Annotated in this window: 11 protein-coding genes and 1 pseudogene; 11 read left to right on the top strand and 1 reads right to left on the bottom strand. The window is 43.5% G+C overall.

Annotated features, from left to right (window positions below):
* The 9 genes and pseudogenes from VF06_RS31395 to VF06_RS31355 all read left to right on the top strand — a co-directional run.
* Positions 1-133, top strand: a pseudogene (locus VF06_RS31395) (Asd/ArgC dimerization domain-containing protein); the annotation flags it as partial.
* Positions 134-140: 7 nt separating this feature from the next.
* Positions 141-1310, top strand: coding sequence for a B12-binding domain-containing radical SAM protein (locus VF06_RS31390; RefSeq protein ID WP_257208145.1), 1170 nt, complete (start codon positions 141-143; stop codon positions 1308-1310).
* 333 nt (positions 1311-1643) lie between these two features.
* Entirely contained in the window at positions 1644-7544 is a 5901-nt protein-coding gene (locus tag VF06_RS31385) for an eCIS core domain-containing protein (protein ID WP_099069958.1), read from the top strand.
* Between the two features lie 237 nt (positions 7545-7781).
* The gene (locus VF06_RS31380) at positions 7782-8576 is read left to right on the top strand and encodes a hypothetical protein (RefSeq protein ID WP_099069959.1); all 795 of its coding nucleotides are present in this window, start codon (positions 7782-7784) and stop codon (positions 8574-8576) included.
* Between the two features lies 1 nt (position 8577).
* Positions 8578-9402 carry a hypothetical protein gene (locus VF06_RS31375; RefSeq protein ID WP_099069960.1) on the top strand — a complete coding sequence of 275 codons (825 nt, stop codon included), beginning with the start codon at positions 8578-8580 and terminating at the stop codon, positions 9400-9402.
* Between the two features lie 119 nt (positions 9403-9521).
* Positions 9522-9785 (top strand): hypothetical protein, encoded by a 264-nt coding sequence (locus VF06_RS31370; protein WP_099069961.1) that lies wholly within the window; start codon positions 9522-9524, stop codon positions 9783-9785.
* The gene (locus VF06_RS31365; protein WP_099069962.1) at positions 9786-10133 is read left to right on the top strand and encodes a type II toxin-antitoxin system PemK/MazF family toxin; all 348 of its coding nucleotides are present in this window, start codon (positions 9786-9788) and stop codon (positions 10131-10133) included.
* Positions 10134-10825: 692 nt separating this feature from the next.
* Positions 10826-14569 (top strand): pyruvate:ferredoxin (flavodoxin) oxidoreductase, encoded by a 3744-nt coding sequence (gene nifJ / locus VF06_RS31360; protein ID WP_099069963.1) that lies wholly within the window; start codon positions 10826-10828, stop codon positions 14567-14569.
* A gap of 447 nt (positions 14570-15016) precedes the next feature.
* The gene (locus tag VF06_RS31355; protein WP_099069964.1) at positions 15017-15820 is read left to right on the top strand and encodes an Rpn family recombination-promoting nuclease/putative transposase; all 804 of its coding nucleotides are present in this window, start codon (positions 15017-15019) and stop codon (positions 15818-15820) included.
* A gap of 112 nt (positions 15821-15932) precedes the next feature.
* Here VF06_RS31355 and VF06_RS31350 read toward each other — a convergent pair whose 3' ends face one another.
* Positions 15933-19433 (bottom strand): WD40 domain-containing protein, encoded by a 3501-nt coding sequence (locus tag VF06_RS31350; protein ID WP_099069965.1) that lies wholly within the window; start codon positions 19431-19433, stop codon positions 15933-15935.
* A gap of 732 nt (positions 19434-20165) precedes the next feature.
* On the opposite strand from VF06_RS31350, the gene VF06_RS31340 reads away from it, so the two are divergent.
* Entirely contained in the window at positions 20166-21734 is a 1569-nt protein-coding gene (locus tag VF06_RS31340) for an AAA-like domain-containing protein (RefSeq protein WP_099069967.1), read from the top strand.
* Between the two features lie 276 nt (positions 21735-22010).
* Positions 22011-22634: a 4Fe-4S single cluster domain-containing protein gene (locus VF06_RS31335; RefSeq protein ID WP_099069968.1), complete on the top strand. Its 624-nt coding sequence runs from the start codon at positions 22011-22013 to the stop codon at positions 22632-22634.
* Positions 22635-22897: the final 263 nt, after the last annotated feature.

The following is a 22897-nucleotide window of genomic DNA, read 5'->3' as shown; positions in this document are numbered from 1 at the left end:
AAACGATTTGGGTTATTGTGAGGAAGAAATGAAAATGGTCAACGAAACCCGAAAGATTTTTGGCAACCAGCAAATCAGAATTACTGCTACTTGTGTACGGGTTCCCGTACTCCGGGCACACTCGGAAGCAATTTGATGACATGATTGAGTATCTAGACCAACACTCGGAACGTCCCCAACAACAAATTCGCTTTGAAACTAAAGAACGTTTACCTCTGGGGGAGTTTCCCACCCCAGCTTATCATTTATTGAATATCAACGATTATTTTCTAGCAAACGTGCAGTTTTCTAGTGGTTGTCCTTATCGTTGCGAGTTTTGTGATATTCCCGAACTTTATGGACGCAACCCACGGATGAAAACGCCACAGCAAGTTGTGGCTGAGTTAGACGCAATGCGTCAATCAGGCAATTTGGGAGCAGTATATTTTGTTGATGATAACTTTGTTGGCGATCGCCGCGCCGCCATGAATTTGCTTCCTCACCTCATTGACTGGCAAAAACGCAATGGCTATCCCATCCAATTTGCCTGCGAAGCAACTCTCAACCTCGCTCAAAGTCCCAAACTGTTGGAGATGATGCGCGAAGCTTATTTCTGCACCATCTTTTGTGGCATTGAAACACCAGAACCACAAGCCCTCCACGCCATTTCCAAAGACCAAAATCTGAGTCTGCCGATTTTAAAAGCCATTCAGATTTTAAATAGCTATGGCATGGAAGTTGTATCGGGGATCATTATCGGCTTAGATACAGATACACCAGAAACAGGCGATCGCATTCTCGAATTTATTCGCGCCTCTCAAATTCCCATGTTGACAATTAACTTACTTCATGCATTGCCAAGAACTCCATTATGGCGGAGATTAGAAGCAGAAGGAAGGCTTGTATTTGATGAAAACCGCGAATCAAATGTAGAATTTTTAATGCCTTACGACGAAGTTGTGGAAATGTGGCGGCGCTGCATCACCAGAGCTTACGAACCAGAATTCTTATATCAGCGGTTTGCCTACAACATGGAACACACCTACCCAAACCGCATCAAAGTTCCTAACAGCCCCGCCCGCACTTCTGGGGCTAACATTCGTAAAGGTTTAACTTATTTAATAAATATTTTGGTGCGGATAGGTATATTTAGTAACTATCGTCAAACATTCTGGAAAATGGCCAAACCAGCACTCAAAACAGGCGATATTGAAAGCTTGATTCACGTCGGTCTTGTGGGACATCATCTCATTAAATTTGCCCAAGATTGCGCCAAAAACCAAGAATCAGCCTCATTTTATTCCCAAAAAATCCTCACGAAGACTCGTTGATGGTTGATGGTTGATGGTTGACCGGTCATTAGTAGACTTCTAAGAGAAGTCGGGAAAAGGGGAAGGGGAAAGGGGGAAAGGTTTGGTATTTTTCCTTTTCCCTTTAACCTTTAACCTTTCCCCTTTAACCTTTAACCACAAGAATACAAAAAGCAATTGATTGCAAGAGGTCTAGTCATCAGTCAATTATTGTCCTTCAAGAGAAAAAAGAACTTGATTTTGCATTGATTGTAGACTTTTGATTAATTGTGTGGGAAGGGCGATCGCACTACTGTACATATCTATATCAACGAAATAGCATCCACCTTACTACACGGGCATCAGGAGAAGCAAATGAGAGAACGCGTAGCCAAGCCCAAGAAAGCTAGCACTAGTTCCTTCTCAATACCTAAACTCAGACAACCTACGCCCGGTTTTGGTTCAAACTCCTCTGGTGTCTTGGGGCAAACAACTGCTGAATTGCCATCTCTCAACAAACCTCTAGGACACGACATTAGTCGAATATCGCTACACCGACAAACACAATTTACAACTAACCAGCCGGAAGATGTTGAGGAACAAGAAACCCAGACACTAGAACCACAGGTGATACAGGAAATGAATGAGCCTGAAAATCACCAAACAGTGCAACGGGAAAAACTGCCAGAAGAGGAAGAGGAACGGACGGCGGCAGATTTTCAATCTCAGGAATTAGAAGAAGAGGAAGAATTGCAAACAAAGCCTCTTGATTCTTCCTCCCAAGTTACTCACGACATTAGTCGAATGTCGCTGCGCGTGCAAACAAAACTCACAATTAATCAACCAGGAGATATTTACGAACAGCAAGCTGATACAGTAGCACGCCAGGTGATGCACAAAATAAGCCAGCCTCGAAATCAGCAATTTATCCAACACGAGGCTTTACCAGAGACACAATTACAAAGGAAATTTTTAGTTGGTTCGGCCACTCCTGTGGTGCAGCGTCAGGGTGGTGGAGTGGTAAATACATCCAAACTAGAAACTTCTATCCAACACGCACGCCAAAATGGGCAGCCACTCTCAGACGATATCCGACAACCAATGGAGGAGGCCTTTGGCGCTGACTTCAGCAGTGTCAAAATCCACACAGATACACATTCTCATCAACTCAACCAAACCATCCAAGCTCGTGCTTTCACCACAGGGCAGGATATTTTCTTTCGTCAAGGAGAATACAATCCTGGCAGTTATCAAGGCAAGGAATTACTTGCTCATGAATTAACTCACGTTGTCCAACAAAACGGTAACGCAATTGCACCGCAAAAAGACTCGTCATCAACAGCAGCAGTAAGGCCAAATGTAGATATTCAACGGGTTTGTTGCTCGCAATGTGAAGAGGAAGAGGAACTTTTACAAGCGAAAGAACTTCCAGGCCAAACTATCCAACTTGCTTTTGATGTCAACAATACAGTTTCTCAACCAACCACAGAACAAGATGCTGCAAAAGTCGAGAATGATGTACGTCAGGAATTAGATAACAATCGTGCAAGCCAAGCAAGTCTCGGCGTTCAATCTCCGCTAGCGGCGGGAACCACAGAACCACCACCAGACGAAAACCCCAAAACACAACCTGAGTCTGGGAAAAATGCCACTGACAGCAATTCTGTTGACATGGCTGCACCGGAAGACAAGCCTAAAGAGGATGGAGAGATAGCGGCGACTGGTGTGAGTCCAGAAAATGACACACAAAAGGATGATACAGATAAAACAGGTGCGGCTGAAGATGTCAGTTCACAAAAGGATGATACAGATAAAACAGGTGCGGCTGAAGATGTCAGTCCACAAAAGGATGATACAGATAAAACAGGTGTAGCTGAAGATGTCAGTCCACAAAAGGATGATACAGACAAAGCAGTAAAAGCAGGTGTGATTGAAACTCTCACTCCAAACAAGGATGCAAAGAAAGATGATGAAGACAAAGAAGTAAAAGCAGGCATGGCTGAAGTTCTCAGTCAGAAAAAGAAAGATGTTGAAGACGAAGAAAAGGCATCAGAATCAGAAGGATCTGAGACTGGCGAACAAGCTATGGAACAAGCGGCCAGTCCAGAAACGAAAGCACCTCAAGGCGAACAGATTTCACCGCAAGCCAATGCTGTTGGAGATGCAGGTTTAGAAAAATTACCTCCGCAGATTAATAACCAAAATCCCGAAAGCATGGCGCAAGCCGTGACGCCGGAAACTGAGGCAGAGAAGGAACAAGCCACAACAGAAGTTTTGGCAGCACAAGCCCAGCAAAACGCTGTCAATGCTCAAACGTCCCAATTAGTGGCAACAGAAGTTAACTTTGCACCTCCGGAACAGCAAGAAACGGCTGAAGCTGGTGAAGATGCCATTTTGCAAGAACAGCAAAAAGCTGAGGCGATAAATATAACAAATAGCTTTTTGGCTGAAGCAGCTTTGCGAGTGCAAGCAATTACCCAACTGGGACAAGGAATTGAGGCGGGTATCCAAGGTGCAACTGAAAATGCCAAAGCTGCTGTAATGGTGGCAGTTGAGCAACAAAAGGCAGCTGTTACCGCCCAAATTGCCCAGCAACGCCAACAAGTACAAAGTGAAGCCCAAGCAACTATCGCTCAAATTGAAACACAATATCAGGCAACAGCAGCGACAACTTCCCAAACAGCTGCCACAGAACGCCAAAAGGTTGCAGCAGAATATACAACATCTGTGCAGAAAGTAGATGAAACTGAAAGCAATCAACTGGCGAAAATTGAAGAATTTTATACCCAAGCAAAAGAGAAATATCGTGCTGCTGGGGTGAAAGTAGGCGATGAAGCGATCGCTTTTGGCGAACAAAAAGCTACTGAATGGGAAGCTCAAATTACTGGTAAAGATGATAACTTCTGGGATGGGCCGCTTACAGATAACCGACTCAAGGCGAGGGCGAAAGCAGCCAGAGAAGTAGCCAAACAATACAAAGATAGTTTAGTTGAAGAAGGCAATAAACAAGCTGATGCCGTCGAACAAGGCAAACCGAAGGATATTGAAGCAATCCATAATGTTGCTAATCAGTCTCGCCAACAACTGCAAACTCTCCAACAACAAACTTTAGATAATATCAACTCCGTTGAACAGCAAGTTTTGACGCAATTGGCAGACGCACAAACCCAGTTGACGCAAACAGCTAACCAAACTCTGCAATCTACATTACAAACTTTAGACCAACAGCAAGCTGCTCAATTGCAATTGTTGTCAGTTTATGGTAATGAGCAAGTCTCAGCCATTGAAAGGGATGCTCAAAAGGCGATCGCTTCCATTCAAGATGGTGTTAGCCAAGCTGCTACCAATTTGCAAACAGCCATCCAAGATATCCAAGCCCAACTCCAAGGAATGCCAGCACCGAATCCAGAGGAGTTAAGCGCCACTTTAGCAGAAATCTTGGCACAGTTCGATAGTTCTGTGGCTAAAGTCCAAGAGCAAACACAACAAGGCATTACAGCATCCCAAGAAGGTATTACCCAAGGTGGACAGCAAGCGGTTACTGCGGTGAATGGTATTGCCCAAAGTGGACTGGAAGAATCTGCTGCTGTTAGTCAAGAAGCCAAGACGAGTTTAACTAACCTCAATCAAGGCGCTACAGACACCTTTAATCAAATTCAGCAAGCCTTTACAACCACACTCACCGATACCACCCAAGCAGCAGTTACAGGTTTTGGTGAAGTCACCCAAGGAATGCAAAGTGCTTTTGACCAAAGTAACCAAAACATGGACACTAACTTCCAAAAGAGTGTCAATGACTTAGAAGAAGGGTTGCGTGGTTCAATCCAAGGAGATAAACAGCCAAATCTCGATTCCGATATCCAAAAATATGCCCAAGAAGCAGCAGACCAAGAACAACCCCGGTGGAAAACAGTCCTGAAAGTTTTCTTAATCATTGCTGTAATTGTTGTGGCAATTATCGTTGCACCAGCAGTAATTGGGGCAGTGGGGGCGCTAGCTGGGGCATTGGGAGCAGGTGCAGCTTTAGCAGGGGGAATCGGTGCAATTGTTGGTGGGGCAATTGTTGGGGCTGTGGCTGGTGCCGTGATTCAGATGGGTAGCAACGTCATCGATGGCAAGAACTTGCTGCATGACGTGGGGAAAGCGGCCTTAGCAGGGGCGATCGGTGGTGCTTTTGGTGGTGCTGGTGGTGTATTCGGTAACATGTTGGCTCAAGCAGGTAGACTGGGTACAGGTCTGACTCAATCGTTCTGGAGATTGGGTATTGATGTTGCCTCGGATATTGCTGGTGGTATTTTTGGCAACTTAGCAACCGGAGACCCCATCACTTTAGAAGGAGTTCTCATTGGTGCTGGTATTGCTGCGGGTGTCAACATTTCTACAGCCAACCTCAGTAACCTTGGTAGAGTTGGCCGCGGCATTCAAAATATGCAAACCAGGACTTTCCAAGCCGGGGAGCGATTTGGTACTTCGCTAGGTAAGGGAATCAAGACTGGCTTTGGCGGCAAAGTTGATACACCTACAACCACCGATGTGCCGAATGTTCAGCGTCCTGAAACAGGAGTGCGATCGCCTGAAGCCGAAACAACCACCGCACGAGGCGTACAGGGAGATGAACCAGAAGTTCAAGGAGGAGTTCCCAAAGATACAACAACAAAATCCCCAGGCGAACAAGAACCAAATCCGGCAACTACAGATAAAAATCAAGAAATTGTTCGCATTATTCGCCAAGATGACGATTTTGCTAGCCAATTTAATTACAAAGGTAAAACAAAATCTCGTGTTGTTGAAGATGGTTCTCTAGTTCCAGCAAATCCCAACGGCAAAGCGACTCCTCTAGAACACGTTTATGGTAGCGATCCTGCTAAGGGAGATAGTCCCTACACTTCCTTCCTGACAGAAAGCGGTGGTGTTGCCAAGACATACGGCGGTTCAGAAATCGAACTCGATTTACCAAAATTACGAGCAGATATCGAATCAGGCAATCTCAAGAATGTTGAGGTATTAACCCCTGAGCAGATTTCCAAGATGATTACGGATGAAATTTCTCAAATCGCTACAACTGTTAAAAAAGATATAGATGTCGATGCTGCCATTGCCAACGGCCCCCAAGGTATTCCTGATTATGTTGCTTCCTTGGGTATCAGCAAAGGACAATCTAGCAAACTTAGCCGTCGGTTGTTGGCATACTACAACACAACACGCGATGGGGAATATCTAATTAAAGGTACTATTCCGGCAGAGTATCTTAAAGGGCCTTATTCCACTAAAGGTGCGGGTGCTGATACTGAAGTGAAACCGCCTCACACAGAAGCCAATACCCCGGAAACGACGATGAAACCGCCTGAAAGTGGATCTGCTTCCGAGAACAGTACCCGGACTGAGGCAAATACGGGTGCATCTCAAGGTTTGAAATCAGATAGCGATGTATCAATGTCGCCCAAAGAACAGGAGGTTCTTCAGAACACTGCTGCAAAGGAAGGTAGTCAATTAACATCACAAGAACTGAATACAGAACTTGCAGTGGCAGGAAAAGCTGAACCGAAGGCGATCGATGAGGGAGAATTTGTAGAAGAAATTAAACTACCCAACGACCACGAATGGAAGCAAAAAGAAGATGGGACATGGTGTCGCTTTTCTGGCAGAGGAAGCTGTTTACCGACAGGACAAGGCCCAAGGGGACGAAGCGTGCGAGCCACAACACGATCGCAAACTGAAGCTTCACAAGCGTCCACAGAGCATCGATTTGACTCACGTACTCGCGCAGGGAGCAAGCGGAAGGCAGATAATGAAACTGAAGGACAACCGCAGGAGAATAAAAGAAACCGAAACCTCACACAGAGACCCTACAAGGAAGATGACAGCGGACAAAAATTGTGGGATGGTAGCACACGCCCTAATTGGGGAGACTTTGAGAAGACATATTGGCAAAATATTAGCCAAAGACAGCAGAATGGCCGAACTGAATATGAATGTATCGTAGGCCCAAATAACCAAACAAAGTATTTGCCAAGAAAGGAAAATGCAAAAAAAGGTGAAGATTTTGCAACTATTGGACACAAAATACAATGGCGAGATTACATCAGTCAAAAAGTGGATACAGAACAGTTTTCTGTCGAAAATGGCACAAAAAGTATCGAAGGAATGAAGATGGCAGAAGTAGAGAAATGGTATAAAGATTTGAATAATCTCCAACCAGAGGGACAAAAATTTAATTCTCAGAAGGCTAGCGCCTACACAAGTGACCCTTGGATTCAGAGCTACATTGATGAGTAAATACAAAATACTATGGCTACGGTAAGTTGTTGTGCGTGTTTTAGACAATATTTTTTGTAGACGATTTATTAATTTGCTGATAGTAATTTCAAACTCTAGCCAGCTGATTCACCAGCAAGTCGAAGCTAATACTAATTTGAACAATGATTGCGATAAATGGATTACTAAAAGCAGCGAACCATAACTATTTATAAATCCAAAATCTTAAATCAAAAATGGTATAAGGAGATAATTTAAATGCAATCGTTAAATAATCCCGAAGAGTTACTTTTTACTGACTGTGAAGGCAATCCAGCACAACTCCAAGATATCATTGATGATGGTCTAGATGGAGGTTATGAATACCGGATTCCAGGACTGATAAATTTACTTCATTCTGGGGAACCTTATCATCAATTATTAGCGGCTGTAATGCTAACTTCTTGGGGGCATCCTGCTGGATTTCAAAAACTTATAGATTGGGCTAGTAATTCTCAAAGTGTTCCTTGGCAAGCAGCACCTGTAGTTTATGAGCGGATATCACAAACTGACTCGGCATTTGAAATGCTAGCTGATGCTGTGAATACAAGCTATTATGCTGATGAAAATCAAAAAATTCAGCAATGGCAAATAAAGGCGATTAAGGCACTTCTTGGTATATATCATCAATATTATTTTGGTCGGAGTTTAGCTTTAGCCATTGTGAGGAAAAAAGAAATAGCCCAAGCTGTAAAAAGCGAAATAATTGCAGCTATGGAAGCAAGCCTAAAAATTTTACAAGAACATACTTCTTTAGGATTTGACTTAGCATTTCAAGTTGCTTGTTTACTGATTCCCTTGACACGTATTGATGAAAATGTAGCTGCTAGTTACGCTAATCAATTGATTTTTAGTTACTCCCACAAGGAAAGAATATTAAGGGAAATTGCAAATGCTTTAGGAGATGGGAAGGAAAAAGCAACTTTAGCAATTCTTGAACATCTGAAAACATTAAAAATGCCTGCTTTAGTACGCGATACGGAAAATGCGATCGCTCGTCGTTCACGTAATTAATATGAATACTCAAAATCAACTAACATTCTGGACTGATTCTCAGCATCAGCGTTATTTTCTGATTCCCGACAACCAAAAACTATGCAGGGGTCGCTTTATTATTTCTACCCTCACTGGCACTGAAAAGAAAGTCACACAAGCAGCGATCGCTAATTTTGAAATTCCAGAGTCAGCAGCAAAAGAATACCTGGAAAATGCAATCAATCAAGCAATGATGCAAGCAAAAATTACTGTCTCGAATTTGATGTTTGTTTCAACACCAACATCGGCAAAAATTCCTCCAGTATCTAACGAAACTCCATCAATTTCAAACATTATTTCTTCACTTTTGGGTGTTACTAGTGAAGAATTACAACAAAATCCGGAAGCTGCCCAAAGTGCTTTTGTGAATATATATACCCAATTCCAAGACTTTTTAAGTGAATCTCTCTCAGAAAATTCTACTCAAGTTGAAAGTACACAAGTGCGTCTACGTCAATTCAGAGAAACACTACAAGCCCAAGGAATCAATATCAACGAAGAAATTGAAGAACTACCTCAGAATTTACAAGAGTTGTTTTCTTCGGCAAATATTGAAGAATATCTGCAAGAAATTATTATTAAACTACGAGAGGTGACAAAGGAAATAGAGCAGTCACCTGGTGGGTTTAAACAGATAATTGATGAAACGATTAAATCTTTAAGTAAAGATTTAGTTAGTGAAGAAGAAAAGGAAATTCAAGAAAAGAAAAAACAAGATTATAAGCAATCGGCTGAAAAAGCGATCGCTCAATCTTTAAAGTTTAGTGGGTTTACACCATTTGCCGGTGGTGATTTTAATTTATAAACAAAACTAACCTTTGAAGAGGAGCGCTAAGAGGTTAACGCATCAGACGCGTTAAATCGTGTTTTTGCAATCTAGAATAAAGTTAGCAGTTACAGTTAAGTTCTCAGCATTGTTAAATAATGAAAACTACTAAAACCATTGAAGCATCAGTAACATTGCCAATTGAGCTATACCAAGCGCTCGTTCAACAAGCACAGGCACATGGATATTCCGTTAGTGATGAAATAACAGCGTTGCTGACTCCTTTGCTCATGAAGGCATCCACTGACTTAAATCGAGAGTTTGTAGCTTGGGAAGCGGCAAGCGATGAAGACTGGCTAAATATGGAAGCAACACTAGCATCACTGGATGCAGTAGCGGTTTCCCATGAAGTGGAGAATTAAATGGCTAGAGGAGATATTCTCTTAGTTGGTTTGCCTGAGTCAGATAAACGAGAACAAAAGGGGAATCGTCCAGCAATTGCGGTTCAAACAGATGTTGCAACTTCTCCTATGTTAATGATTGTTCCGGTTACGTCTTCATTAAGTGCATTGCGTTTTCCATTTACAATCAGAATTGAGGCATCGGAACAGAATGGTTTAACTTTGCCTTCCGTGGCAATGGTGTTTCAATTACGAGCTATTGACCGAAAACGCATAATTCAGAAAATAGGTGAGTTAGAGTTGCAATATTTAACCCAAGTTGATACAGAAATTTGGCAGATGTTAAAGCCAAAAGAAGCCCAAGATTAACATATGTTGAATCTTCATTTAACGAGCGAGAAAATCAACTCCAAGACAACAAAAAGTAAGAAGATTATAATCAATCTCGCTCAATCTTTAAAGTTTAGTGGGTTTACACCATTTGCCGGTGGTGATTTTACAAGTCTTTAATTCGGCGTTGCTGATTTCATGTATGAAAACGATTGTGTATGATATCAAAATCCTGTAGAGACGTTGCATTGCAACGTCTCTACATTTATAATTTTAAATTTCAACGGTATTAGAAGGGCGATCGCAACTTCAAATATTAAATATTCCCGACCCCATACCCCACAAAAAAGAATCAACCACCACAAAGCCTTATCTCATCATAAGTTTGATTCTTGAGTACACAACTAATACATATTAATAGATGCAATATTGCCAATGAGATACTAATATTTGCAATATTTATTGAAAATTAACTTCTGAGCAGAAGCAGTAGGCAATAGCTCAACAGCGTCCTCATCTTCAGCTTTTTTAAGCAAACTGGATTCCTCATTACAAATGTTTAGAGTCAAAGTCATTTGCAAAGGACGAATGACCAATGACTAATAGACCTCTTGCAAAAGTGCTTTTTGCAAGAGATGGAAAAAGGGGAAAGGGAAAACACAAAACCTTTCCCCCTTTCCCCTTACCCTTTTCCCGACTTATGCAAGACGACCAAGGACAAAAAGCAAATTATGAACAAAACCTTCGCAACCATCGACGGGAATGAAGCTGTTGCCCGTGTTGCTTATAAATTAAATGAAGCGATCGCCATTTATCCTATCACTCCCTCTTCAGCAATGGGTGAATGGGCGGATGCTTGGGCGGCGGAAGGTCGTCCCAACTTGTGGGGGACTGTTCCCAGTGTGGTGCAGATGCAAAGCGAAGGAGGAGCCGCAGCCGCCGTGCATGGCGCATTGCAAACGGGTTCTCTGAGTACCACATTTACGGCATCTCAGGGATTATTGTTGATGATACCCAACCTCTACAAAATTGCTGGCGAATTAACCAGCACGACAATTCACGTTGCAGCCCGTTCCCTGGCTACCCATGCTTTATCAATTTTTGGCGACCATAGCGACGTAATGGCCACTAGGGCTACTGGTTTTGCTCTATTGTGTTCGGCTTCGGTGCAAGAAAGTCAAGATTTTGCCCTCATCGCCCATGTTGCTACCTTAGAGGCGCGGGTTTCATTTATTCATTTCTTTGACGGTTTCCGTACTTCCCACGAAGTGCAGAAAGTCAAACTACTTGCAGATGATGATTTGCGATCGCTCATCGATGATAACCTAATCCTTGCCCACCGCAACCGCGCCCTCACCCCAGACCGTCCAGTATTGCGCGGTACTGCTCAAAATCCCGATGTTTATTTCCAGTCCCGTGAAGGCGCTAACCCCTACTACAACGCCTGTCCGGAAATTGTCCAGCGCATCATGGACAAATTTGGAGAACGCACGGGCAGGCATTACCAAATCTATGAATATTATGGAGCTAGCGACGCCCATCGCATCATCGTTCTCATGGGTTCTGGCTGTGAAACCGTCCACGAAACAGTAGATTATCTCAACGCCCGTGGTGAAAAAGTCGGCGTGTTGAAAGTGCGACTTTACCGCCCCTTTGATGTCCACAGATTTGTAGCAGCCTTACCAACTAGTGTACAAGCGATCGCCGTTCTCGACCGCACCAAAGAACCAGGTAGCGCCGGTGAACCATTGTATTTAGATGTGGTGGCTGCTATTCATGAAGCGTGGGCAGACAAGGGAGAGGGGGTAGACAAGGGAGAGGGGGTAGACAAGGGAGAGAGAGGAGACAATTCTTCCTTGTCCCCCTTGTCTCCCTTGTCCCCCTTGTCCCCCTTGTCCCCCTTGTCCCCCTCTTCTCCCAAAATCATCGGCGGTCGCTACGGTCTTTCATCCAAAGAATTTACGCCGGCAATGGTGAAGGGAATTTTTGATAACCTTGCTCAAAGTCAGCCGAAGAATCATTTTACTATTGGGATTAATGATGATGTAACTTACACTTCTCTGGACTTTGACCCCAATTTTTCCACAGAATCAAATAACGTTGTGAGAGCAATGTTTTATGGGTTGGGTTCAGATGGTACAGTTGGCGCTAACAAAAACTCCATTAAGATTATTGGTGAAGAAACTGATAATTATGCCCAAGGTTATTTTGTCTACGATTCTAAGAAATCGGGGTCGATGACGGTTTCTCATTTACGTTTTGGAAAAGAACCAATTCACTCCACTTATTTAATTGACCAAGCTAACTTTATCGGTTGTCATCACTGGGGATTTCTGGAACGGATAGATGTTTTAAAAGCTGCTACTTTGGGAGCAATTTTGCTACTTAATAGCCCATATGATGCACATAGCGTTTGGGAAAATTTACCGCCCAAAGTGCAGCAGCAAATTATCGATAAGCAGCTGAAATTATATGTAATTAATGCCAATCAAGTAGCCCGTGAAAGCGGTATGGGTGGCAGAATTAACACCATCATGCAAGTGTGTTTCTTTGCCTTAGCGGGAGTCTTGCCCCAAGCAGAAGCCATCGCTAAAATCAAACAAGCTATCGAAAAGACCTACGGTAAAAAAGGTGCAGAAGTTGTCCGCATGAACTTACAAGCCGTAGACAACACCTTAGACAACTTACACTATGTTGAAGTGAAGGGACACGGAGACACAAAGACGCGGGGACGCGGAGAGTTCTTTCCCCTTGTCCCCGCGTCTCCCACTCTCCCCGTCTTCTCCAACGCTCCCGAATTTGTCGAAGAAGTATTGGGTAAAATCATGATTTGGGAAGGCGACGATTTACCCGTTAGCGCCTTACCGGCTGACGGAACCTTTCCTGTAGGTACTGCGAAGTGGGAAAAACGCAACGTAGCCCAAGAGATACCCGTGTGGGAACCGGATGTCTGCGTTCAGTGTGGTAAGTGCGTCATGGTTTGTCCCCACAGTGCTATCCGTGCTAAGGCTTATCAAGTTGATGAATTAGTGAATGCACCAGCAACCTTCAAGTCAATTAATGCCAAAGATAAAGACTTTGCCAATCAAAAATTTACCATTCAGGTAGCTCCAGAAGATTGTACGGGATGCTCGATTTGTGTAGAGATTTGTCCGGCGAAAAATAAATCTCAGCCATCCCTGAAAGCGATTAATATGGCACAACAATTGCCATTGCGAGAACAAGAACAGAAAAACTGGGATTTCTTTTTAAGGTTACCCAACCCTGACAGAAGGCAGTTGAAATTAAACCAAATTCGCCAACAACAATTGCAAGAACCTTTGTTTGAATTCTCTGGTGCTTGTGCGGGTTGTGGTGAGACACCATACTTAAAATTATTAACACAATTGTTTGGCGATCGCGCCATCATCGCCAACGCTACAGGTTGTTCCTCAATTTACGGCGGTAACCTCCCCACCACACCCTGGACAACTAACGCCGAAGGACGCGGCCCTGCATGGTCGAATAATTTATTTGAAGATAACGCCGAATTTGGTTTTGGCTTTCGTTTATCTGTGGATAAACAAGCCGAATTTGCAGCAGAACTTTTGCAAAAATTACGAAGTGGAGCATGGGGCATAGGGCATGGGGAATTGGGAATACCTGACGAATTGGTACAGTCTATTCTCAAAGCCGAACAAAAATCTGAAGCTGACATTTGGGAACAACGAGAACGGATAGCACTGTTAAAACAAAAGCTAGATGAACTATCATCCCATGCCCCATCCCCCATGCCCCATGCCCAAATCCAAAATCTCAAATCCCTTGCTGATTACTTGGTGAAAAAGAGCGTTTGGATTGTTGGCGGTGACGGTTGGGCTTATGATATTGACTTTGGTGGTATCGACCACGTGCTGGCAAGCGGTCGCAATGTTAACATCTTAGTCATGGACACAGAAGTATATTCCAACACAGGCGGTCAATCTTCCAAAGCCACACCACGAGCCGCCGTTGCCAAATTTGCCGCCAGTGGTAAGCCAGCGCCAAAGAAAGACTTGGGGATGATTGCCATGACCTACGGAAATGTCTACGTAGCCAGTGTAGCTTTAGGCGCAAGAGACGAACATACCCTAAGGGCATTTTTAGAAGCAGAAGCTTATAACGGCCCATCGCTGATTATTGCTTACAGCCATTGCATCGCCCACGGCATTAACATGACCACAGGGATGAATCATCAAAAATCTTTGGTAGAATCAGGTCGTTGGTTATTGTATCGCCATAATCCAGAGTTGCAAAAACAAGGTAAAAATCCTTTGCAATTGGATATGCGATCGCCAACCCAACCAGTAGAACATTCAATGTACCAAGAAAATCGCTTCAAAATGCTCGCTAAGAGTAAACCCGAACTTGCCAAGCAATTATTACAACAAGCCCAAGCCGAGGTAGATGCACGTTGGCAAATGTATCAATATCTGGCAAAACGCGAGATTCTTTAAAAGATAGCAGCGAACAGGCAACGCATCATACCAATTCTCTGTAACAACGCACTTAATAATTCCCCCCTGCTACGCCGTCCCCCTGACAAACCGGATAATTTTCGTTACAAACGAACCTGTTTGTTGATGAAACTGATGATTTTTGCGATCAAACACATTATTTTCGTTAGTAAACGAACCCGTTTGTTGATGAGAATCGTGATTTATTAAGTTTTATATTCAATAGATCTCTTGCAAAAGCACTTTTGCAAGAGATGGAAAAAGGGGTGCATCTTTATTGGGAAAGGGAAAACACAAAACATGCACCCCCTTTCCCCTTACCCTTTTCCCGACTAAGGCCAAGAAGTCTAATCATACAAGCGATCGCTTATGTAACAATTGGGTATGAGACAGACAATTGACAAATGCTAAATGACAGAGAATACCTGGCTGATATAATACTTATCTGTGTTTGATAACGTCTGTCGTTTTTTAGCAGAGTCATTTTCAGCCGATTTCGCCACCTGGTTACTCGGTGAATCTATTGCACTTACCCAACTCAGTCCATCAGAATTATCCCTCGAACCAATTCGAGCAGATGCTTTAATTCTGTTACAGTCAGATGAAATTGTCCTGCATATCGAATTCCAGACGGAAGCAAAAGCTGAAATTCCCTTTCGGATGACCGATTATCGGTTAAGGGTGTATCGCAAATTTCCCCACAAGCGAATGCATCAAGTTGTTATTTATCTGCAACCCACCACATCAGAATTAGTGCAGCAAACAGCTTTTGTTTTAGAAAATACCCGTCATGAATTTGGAGTGATTCGTCTTTGGGAGCAACCAAGCGACATATTTTTAAATACTCGTGGTTTGTTACCATTTGCAACCCTCAGTCAAACTGATGATAAAGCGCGAACATTACAACAGGTTGCACAGGCTATTGAACAAATCAACGACCAGCGTACACAAAGTAATATTGCTGCATCAACGGCAATATTATCTGGGTTAGTATTAAACAAGGAACTGATTAAGAGATTATTACGGAGTGATGCTATGCGCGAGTCTGTAATTTATCAGGATATCCAGCAGGAAAAAGCTTTATCTATTGTTACGCGACTACTTCGCCGTAAAATTGGAACTGTTCCACCTGCACAGCTATTGAAAATACAAGCTTTAGATTCAACACAGTTGGATGATTTAGCAGAGGCTTTACTTGATTTTTCTACTTTAACGGACTTACAAGCTTGGTTAGCGCAAAATCAAAATTAGTGATACCACAAGCGATCGCACTTTCTGAAATTAAAGCATAGCTGAAATTGTACAGGCGATCGCACTTTCTCAAATTACAACAAAAGCGATCGCCCTTCCTCAAATCATTCAATCACCTACCTATGCCAACATCATCACATAAACGCTTATCGCTTTCATTCACATTGGGGTTGTTTTGCAAATAATCGCGCACCCAAGCACAACCCTTAACCATTAAATCATCCAAATCTGTCTTGTCTAAACTAGTAGAGGCAATAATTTGACCGTCGTCACCAGATGTCATGCCCCTAACCGACTTACTATGACCAATTGCGAGAGTTTGTAAAAGTTGCCCGTTACGATTCCACAACTTCACCGTCTTGTCATGACTGGCAGAGGCAATGGTTTGATTGTCGGGGCTAAATGCCACGCCATAAACTGAACTGTTATGACTTTGGAGAGTTTGTAACACTTGCCCGTTGCGATTCCATAACTTCACCGTGTCATCTAAACTAGCAGAGGCAATGGTTCGGCCATCAGGGCTAAATGCCACTCCCCAAACCCAATCCCTATGGTCTTGAAGAGTTTGTAAGACTTTCCCGTTGCGATTCCAAAGCTTCACCATCTTGTCTGAACTAGCAGAAGCAATAATTTGACCATCAGGGCTAAATGCCGCGCCCCAAACCAAATCGCTATGACCAGTGAGAGTTTGTAAGACTTTCCCGTTGCGATTCCACAGCTTTACCGTCTTGTCACGACTGGCAGAGGCAATAATTTGACTATCGGGACTAAACGCTACGGTATTAACTAAATCGCTATGACCAGTGAGAGTTTGTAACACTTTTCCGTTGCGATTCCACAGCTTTACCGTCTTGTCACGACTGGCAGAGGCAATAATTTGACCATCGAGACTAAACGCCACACCTCTAACCGAATCGCTATGACCAGTAAGAATTTGTAAGACTTTCCCGTTGCGATTCCACAGCCTCACCGTCTTGTCATCACTGGCAGAGGCAATGGTTTGACCATCGGGACTAAACGCCACACCTCTAACCGAATCGCTATGACCAGTGAGAATTTGTAAGACTTTCCCTTTGCGATCCCACAGCCTCACCGTCTTATCATCACTGACAGAGGCAATGGTTTGACCATCAGGGCTAAATGCCACATTATTAACTGAACTGGTATGACCTGGGAGAGTTGGTAATACTTTTTGCCTGTTGCGATTCCACAGCCTCACCGTTTTGTCATCACTACCAGAGGCAATGGTTTGACCATCGGGACTAAACACTACGCTATTAACCAAATCGCTATGACCAATGAGAGTTTGTAACATTTGGCCTTTGAGATTCCACAGCTTCACCGTTTTGTCATCGCTGCTGGAGGCAACAATTTGACCATCGGGGCTAAATGCTACGGTATTAACCAAATCATTATGACCAGTGAGAGTTTGTAACATTTGGCCTTTGAGATTCCACAGCTTTACCGTCTTGTCATCACTGCCAGAGGCAATAATTTGACCATCGGGACTAAATGCCACGCCTCTAACCGAATCGCTATGACCAGTGAGAGTTTGTAACACTTTCCCGTTGCGATTCCACAGCTTCACCGTCTTATCACGACTGGCAGAGGCAATAATTTGACCATTGGGACTAAATGCCACGCTTCTAACCGAATCGCTATGACCAGTGAGAGTTTGTAACACTTGCCCTTTGAGATTCCACAATTTCACCGTCTTATCATCACTGACAGAGGTAATGGTTTGACCATCAGGGCTAAATGCCACACCTCTAACCGAATCGCTATGACCAGTGAGAGTTTGTAACACTTGCCCTTTGAGATTCCACAATTTCACCGTCTTATCATGACTGACAGAGGCAATGGTTTGACCATCAGGGCTAAATGCCACGCCCGAAATCCAATAGCTGTGACCAGTGAGAGTTTGTAACACTTGCCCTTTGAGATTCCACAATTTCACCGTCTTATCATCACTGACAGAGGCAATGGTTTGACCATCAGGGCTAAATACCACGCCTCTAACCGAATGGTTATGATCTTGAATTCGGTTACGTTCCTTGAATTTATAAATTGCCTGCTTGAGTATGGGTAAAATTGCCTGCTTGAGTGTAGGTAGTGCCAACATGCGGGTATCTTGTTCTACATTTTTATTTGGTGTTTTGAGTCTTTTGCCTACCTTCAAACTTGCAACGAAAGCATCAAATTCTGACTTTTCTGCCATCAGATTTTGTAATTCGAGACTTTTAGCGAGAATTTCGGCGTTTATCCGGCGTTTATTTGCTTCTTCAAGGGCTTTCTGGGCAATCAGATTTTGCTCATAAATATACCAAGCCACCGCCGTTGATAATGTCGAAAAAACAATCATTACAATCACATAAGGCAGTGCAGGTTTTAGACGCTCCCACCTATCCCGCAAGTTAAACGGCAAATGTTTATTAATCCATTTATAATCAAATACCTGCTGATAGATTTGATTCCGCACCCGCAAAACATTATTCTCCCGCCGCACCACCCCCGACAGCTTCAAGTGAGATTTAGCTAAAGACTGTTCCTCATCCACAACCGCGCGCTTTCCCCAGCGAATCTCACGGTAAATAGTCAAAACCTCCGGGTCTGGTGCGCGTTTGGTGAGCATATCGCGGACAAACTGCAAGTTATTATCTTGCTCGCTCATCACACCAAAAAATGTGCTGTTAACTATTGTGCCTACATCCTTACTACGCAAAACAGACGCGACGCCAGTCGCTACAACGGGGAGCCACTGCGTTGGACGGGTTTCCCGGCTTGAAGCAAGTGGCGTGGGAACCCCCGCAAGGCGCTGGCTCATGAATCGCGTCTCTACAAATTTATTGTGCCTCTCGGCTACTAATGCACCACAGAGACGCTGCGTCAAATAAGGATGTCCCCCCGTCCATTTCAACACCTGGTGTAATATTTGCTTGGCCTCATCGCTGGGTAATCCCAATCCCTCAGCTAAAGGTAAAGCCTCCTCAAAAGTAAAATCAGTTAAATCTACACGCTGTCCAATATTAAACGGCGTGCGCTTGGCATCGCTAATTAAATCGCCGGGAGTCGCTACCCCCATTAGCACAAAAGAAAGCCGATTAAATTCAGCATTAGTAGCGCGGGCAACATAGAGATAACGAATAGCGATAAAAAAATCATCGGTAAAATCCAAGCTGAGGGTAGAGTCAATTTCATCCACAAAAATCACCACTTGCCCTTCAACCTCAGCCAGCAAAATTTTCTCAAAAAACTGTGTCAGCCGTTGCGATACTCCCAGATGCTCGTGTTCTTGCCACCAATTCACGACATCTGTATCAAACATCAGTTGGTCATCCAGCTTCACCAAAAAGCCAAAATACCATTGTTCGGCTGTGACATTTGCCCCCAACTCCTGGAGGTCAACAATTACCGAGCGAATTTCCTCATCCGTCAGCCTTTGCGCCGTGCGTACCATCAGGCTAGACTTCCCCATTTGGCGCGGCGTCAGCACATAAGCAAAAGTTCCTGAGCGACATAAACCCAGCAATTCGTCATCTGCTTGACGGGGAATGTAAATCCCTCCGCCAGCCTGCACAGTCCCGCCAACAGTATAAATAGTTGGATTAGCCATCTCACAGACTCCGAGAGGAAAGGAAACGCAAAAGGCACCGACTCAATTTACAATGACATCATGTAATACATTTTGTCTATTTACCTAAAAATTACTGTAAGCGACTTGCAAATCAAAAAATATCCAATTAACTCTTGTGGGGTGGGCATCTTGCCCGCCCAGTCGATGTGCCGGTCAGGATGCCCACCCCACAATATTGGATAATTTATTTCTTGGAGTTTCTTAAAAAGAATTCTAATTTCGCTTGAGCGCAGCAAAATTCAACAATTAACGTTTAATGTTGGATTTCATTGCTCAACTTAAACTATATGTATAGCTCGCAAACGAGTATTTCAACTCGATTAATGAGGCTTGGAACTCGATTAATGAGGCTTTGAACTCCATTAATGAGTATTTGAGCTTCATTAATAAGGCTTTGAACTCCATTAATGAGTATTTGAGCTTCATTAATGAGGCTTTGAACTCCATTAACGAGTATTTGAGCTTCATTAATGAGGCTTTGAACTCCATTAACGAGTATTTGAGCTTCATTAATAAGGCTTGGAACTCCATTAATGAGTATTTGAACTTCGTAGGCAATTTTTTTGTAATGTCGGTAATTATCTGCAACTACGCTGTAGTGTTGTACGGTGTGTTATCGCGCCAGCGTAACGCACCGCCAAAGATTTACGGAGCGTTAGGACTGCCCTCCATAACGCACCCTACCAAACTGTAAAGCGAATTTCTATACTAATGCTTAATTCACAGACTAAACGCATCTTCATTAGCTATAAGCGTAATGTTCACCCAGACGAACAAATTGCATTGCAAGTTTTCCAAGCCCTATCCCAGCAACACCAAGTCTTCATCGACCAAACCATGTCCATTGGCACGCGCTGGGCTGAACGCATTGAAACAGAAATCCACCAAGCTGATTTTTTCATTACTTTTCTTTCAGCCTGGTCAACCCAAAGCGAGATGGTAATAGCAGAAATCGAAACAGCACACCACTTATCAAAATCACAACAAGGACGCCCCGTAATTCTCCCAGTGCGTTTAGCATATCAAGAACCCCTCGTCTATCCTTTAAGTGCCTATCTCAACGGTATTAACTGGGCATTCTGGAAAGACACAGAAGATACCCCCCGCCTCATAGATGAATTATTACAAGCTATCTCCGGCACTCCATTTACCATCGCCACACAAAAATCCCCCTCATCCCCGGTTGGTGAGCGACTTGTACCGAGCGAAGTCGAGGTCAGCCGAACCACATCCCCCTCACCCCTCCCCCATCCCTTCCCTTCAGCACAACCCATTTCCCTAGAAATGCCCGAAGGCACAATGGAATCACAATCTGCTTTTTACGTAGAACGCTCATCAGATCCACTTGCTTTGCAGACGATTGAGCAGCAAGGTGTGACAATTACCATAAAAGGCCCCCGACAAATGGGCAAAAGTTCGCTGTTAATTCGCACAATTAAAACTGCTGTGAATGCACGTAAGCGAGTTGCTTTGCTCGATTTCCAATTATTTGACAAAACCGCCTTAACCAATGCTGACCTCTTCTTTCGCCAGTTCTGTACTTGGTTAACTGATGAACTGGAAATGACCGACAAAGTAACTGAATATTGGAATCTCCCCTTGGGAAATAGTCAGCGCTGCACTCGTTACGTCGGTCGCTATTTGCTCAAAGAATTTGGCAACCCTCTTGTCTTGGCAATGGATGAAGTAGAAACAGTTTTTGATACTGAATTTCGTTCTGATTTTTTTGGAATGCTGCGAAGTTGGCACAACAGCCGCGCCACCACACCGATTTGGAAGCAACTCGATTTAGCACTCGTTACTTCCACCGAACCCTACCAGTTAATTGATAATCTCAACCAATCACCCTTTAATGTAGGGCAGGTGATTGATTTAGAAGACTTCACACCAGTACAAGTTTCTGACCTCAACCGCCGTCACGGTTCCCCATTTAACCCCAAGGAAGAACAGCAATTAATGGCATTGTTAGGGGGACATCCTTATTTAATCCGCCTTGCACTCTACTCAGTTGCTAGCCAGCGCCTCTCTGCCAATGAACTATTTGCCAAAGCCACCACAGATAACGGTATCTTTGGCAATCATCTGCGAAACCATCTCTTTCGATTGCATAATAAACAGGAGTTGGTTAAAGCAATGTTCCAAATCATTCGCCAGAACCTCTGCGAAGACGAGCGAATTTTCTTTCGCTTGCGCGGTGCAGGTTTAGTCCGTCGCGAAGGGCGTATCGTGTTACCGCGTTGTCAACTTTACGCCGAGTATTTCCGAGAGCATCTAGGTTGAAGAAGGCAAGGGGCAGGGGGCAGGGAGCAGGCTAGAGAAAAACTACATATCCAAATAAATTGAGTAATTTATTCTTTGGAAGTCCCTAAGCGTTTTATGTTTCAATCATGTTTAGCTACTTAGCAGCAAAATTCGCCATTAATAACGCCCATTTTAAGTAGTGAAAAAGTACAAATACCGACAAAAAAGCCTGAGTTCCTTACTAAGGTGAAAGATGATAATATTTCGCTATAGTTATATAGTTAACAGGCGACGGCTTTAAAAGGAGTTAAAGAGATGGAAACTAAGCCAACTGACCCATCGCTAGCACTCACAGAAATTCCCTCTGGCTATCTCAACATTATGGGTTACGTTGATGAGTCAGAAGTCAATGGCCCTGGTTGTCGCGCAGTTATCTGGGTGCAAGGTTGTTCGCGTGAATGTCCTGGCTGTTTTAATCCTGACTCTTGGTCTTTTGAGGCTAATCAACTTGTTGCTGTTGATACTCTTGTTGAAAATATTTTGAGCAATTCTCGCAATACTGGTGTAACGTTTTCTGGTGGAGAACCATTTTGGCAAGCAGCTACGCTAGCATCTTTAGCTCGTAAATTAAAAGCTGCTGGGTTGAATGTAATGTCTTTTAGTGGGTTCACCCTCAAGCAGCTACAGTCTAAATCTGCACCGCCAGGTTCCCAAGAATTGTTAGAACAACTTGATATCTTAATTGACGGGCCTTTTGTGCAATCTCTGGCAATTAATTCTCCTAACTCACCAGTTTCTTCTAGTAACCAGAAGATCAACATATTTAATCCTGCTTTTGCTGACCAGATTACCTGGGCTAGCGACCAAATTGAAGTTCACATTCTCAAGGATGGTAGCCGTATTGTTACTGGCTATCGAGGTGGGCTGGAATTGATGTAATGGGGAAATAGGGGGTGTTGACTGATGACTGGTGACTAGACCTCTTGCAATCAATTGCTTTTTGGACTCTTGTGGTCAAAGGGAAAAGGAAAAATACCAAACCTTTCCCCCTTTCCCCTTCCCCTTTTCCCTCTGGGACTACTCATCTCAACTTTTCTTCTGTCTGAAAAAAGCTGCCATTGAAAACTCCCGATTCTTGACTTTCCTTTGTTAATTTTAGATAAAGCACTAGCTAAAAGGATAATAAGCGATCGCAGTTTATC

Source organism: Nostoc linckia z4 (genome assembly GCF_002608075.1).
GTDB classification, from domain to species: domain Bacteria; phylum Cyanobacteriota; class Cyanobacteriia; order Cyanobacteriales; family Nostocaceae; genus Nostoc; species Nostoc linckia.
The sequence above is the reverse complement of the archived record's forward strand: the minus strand, read 5'-3'. Positions and strand labels throughout refer to the sequence as shown.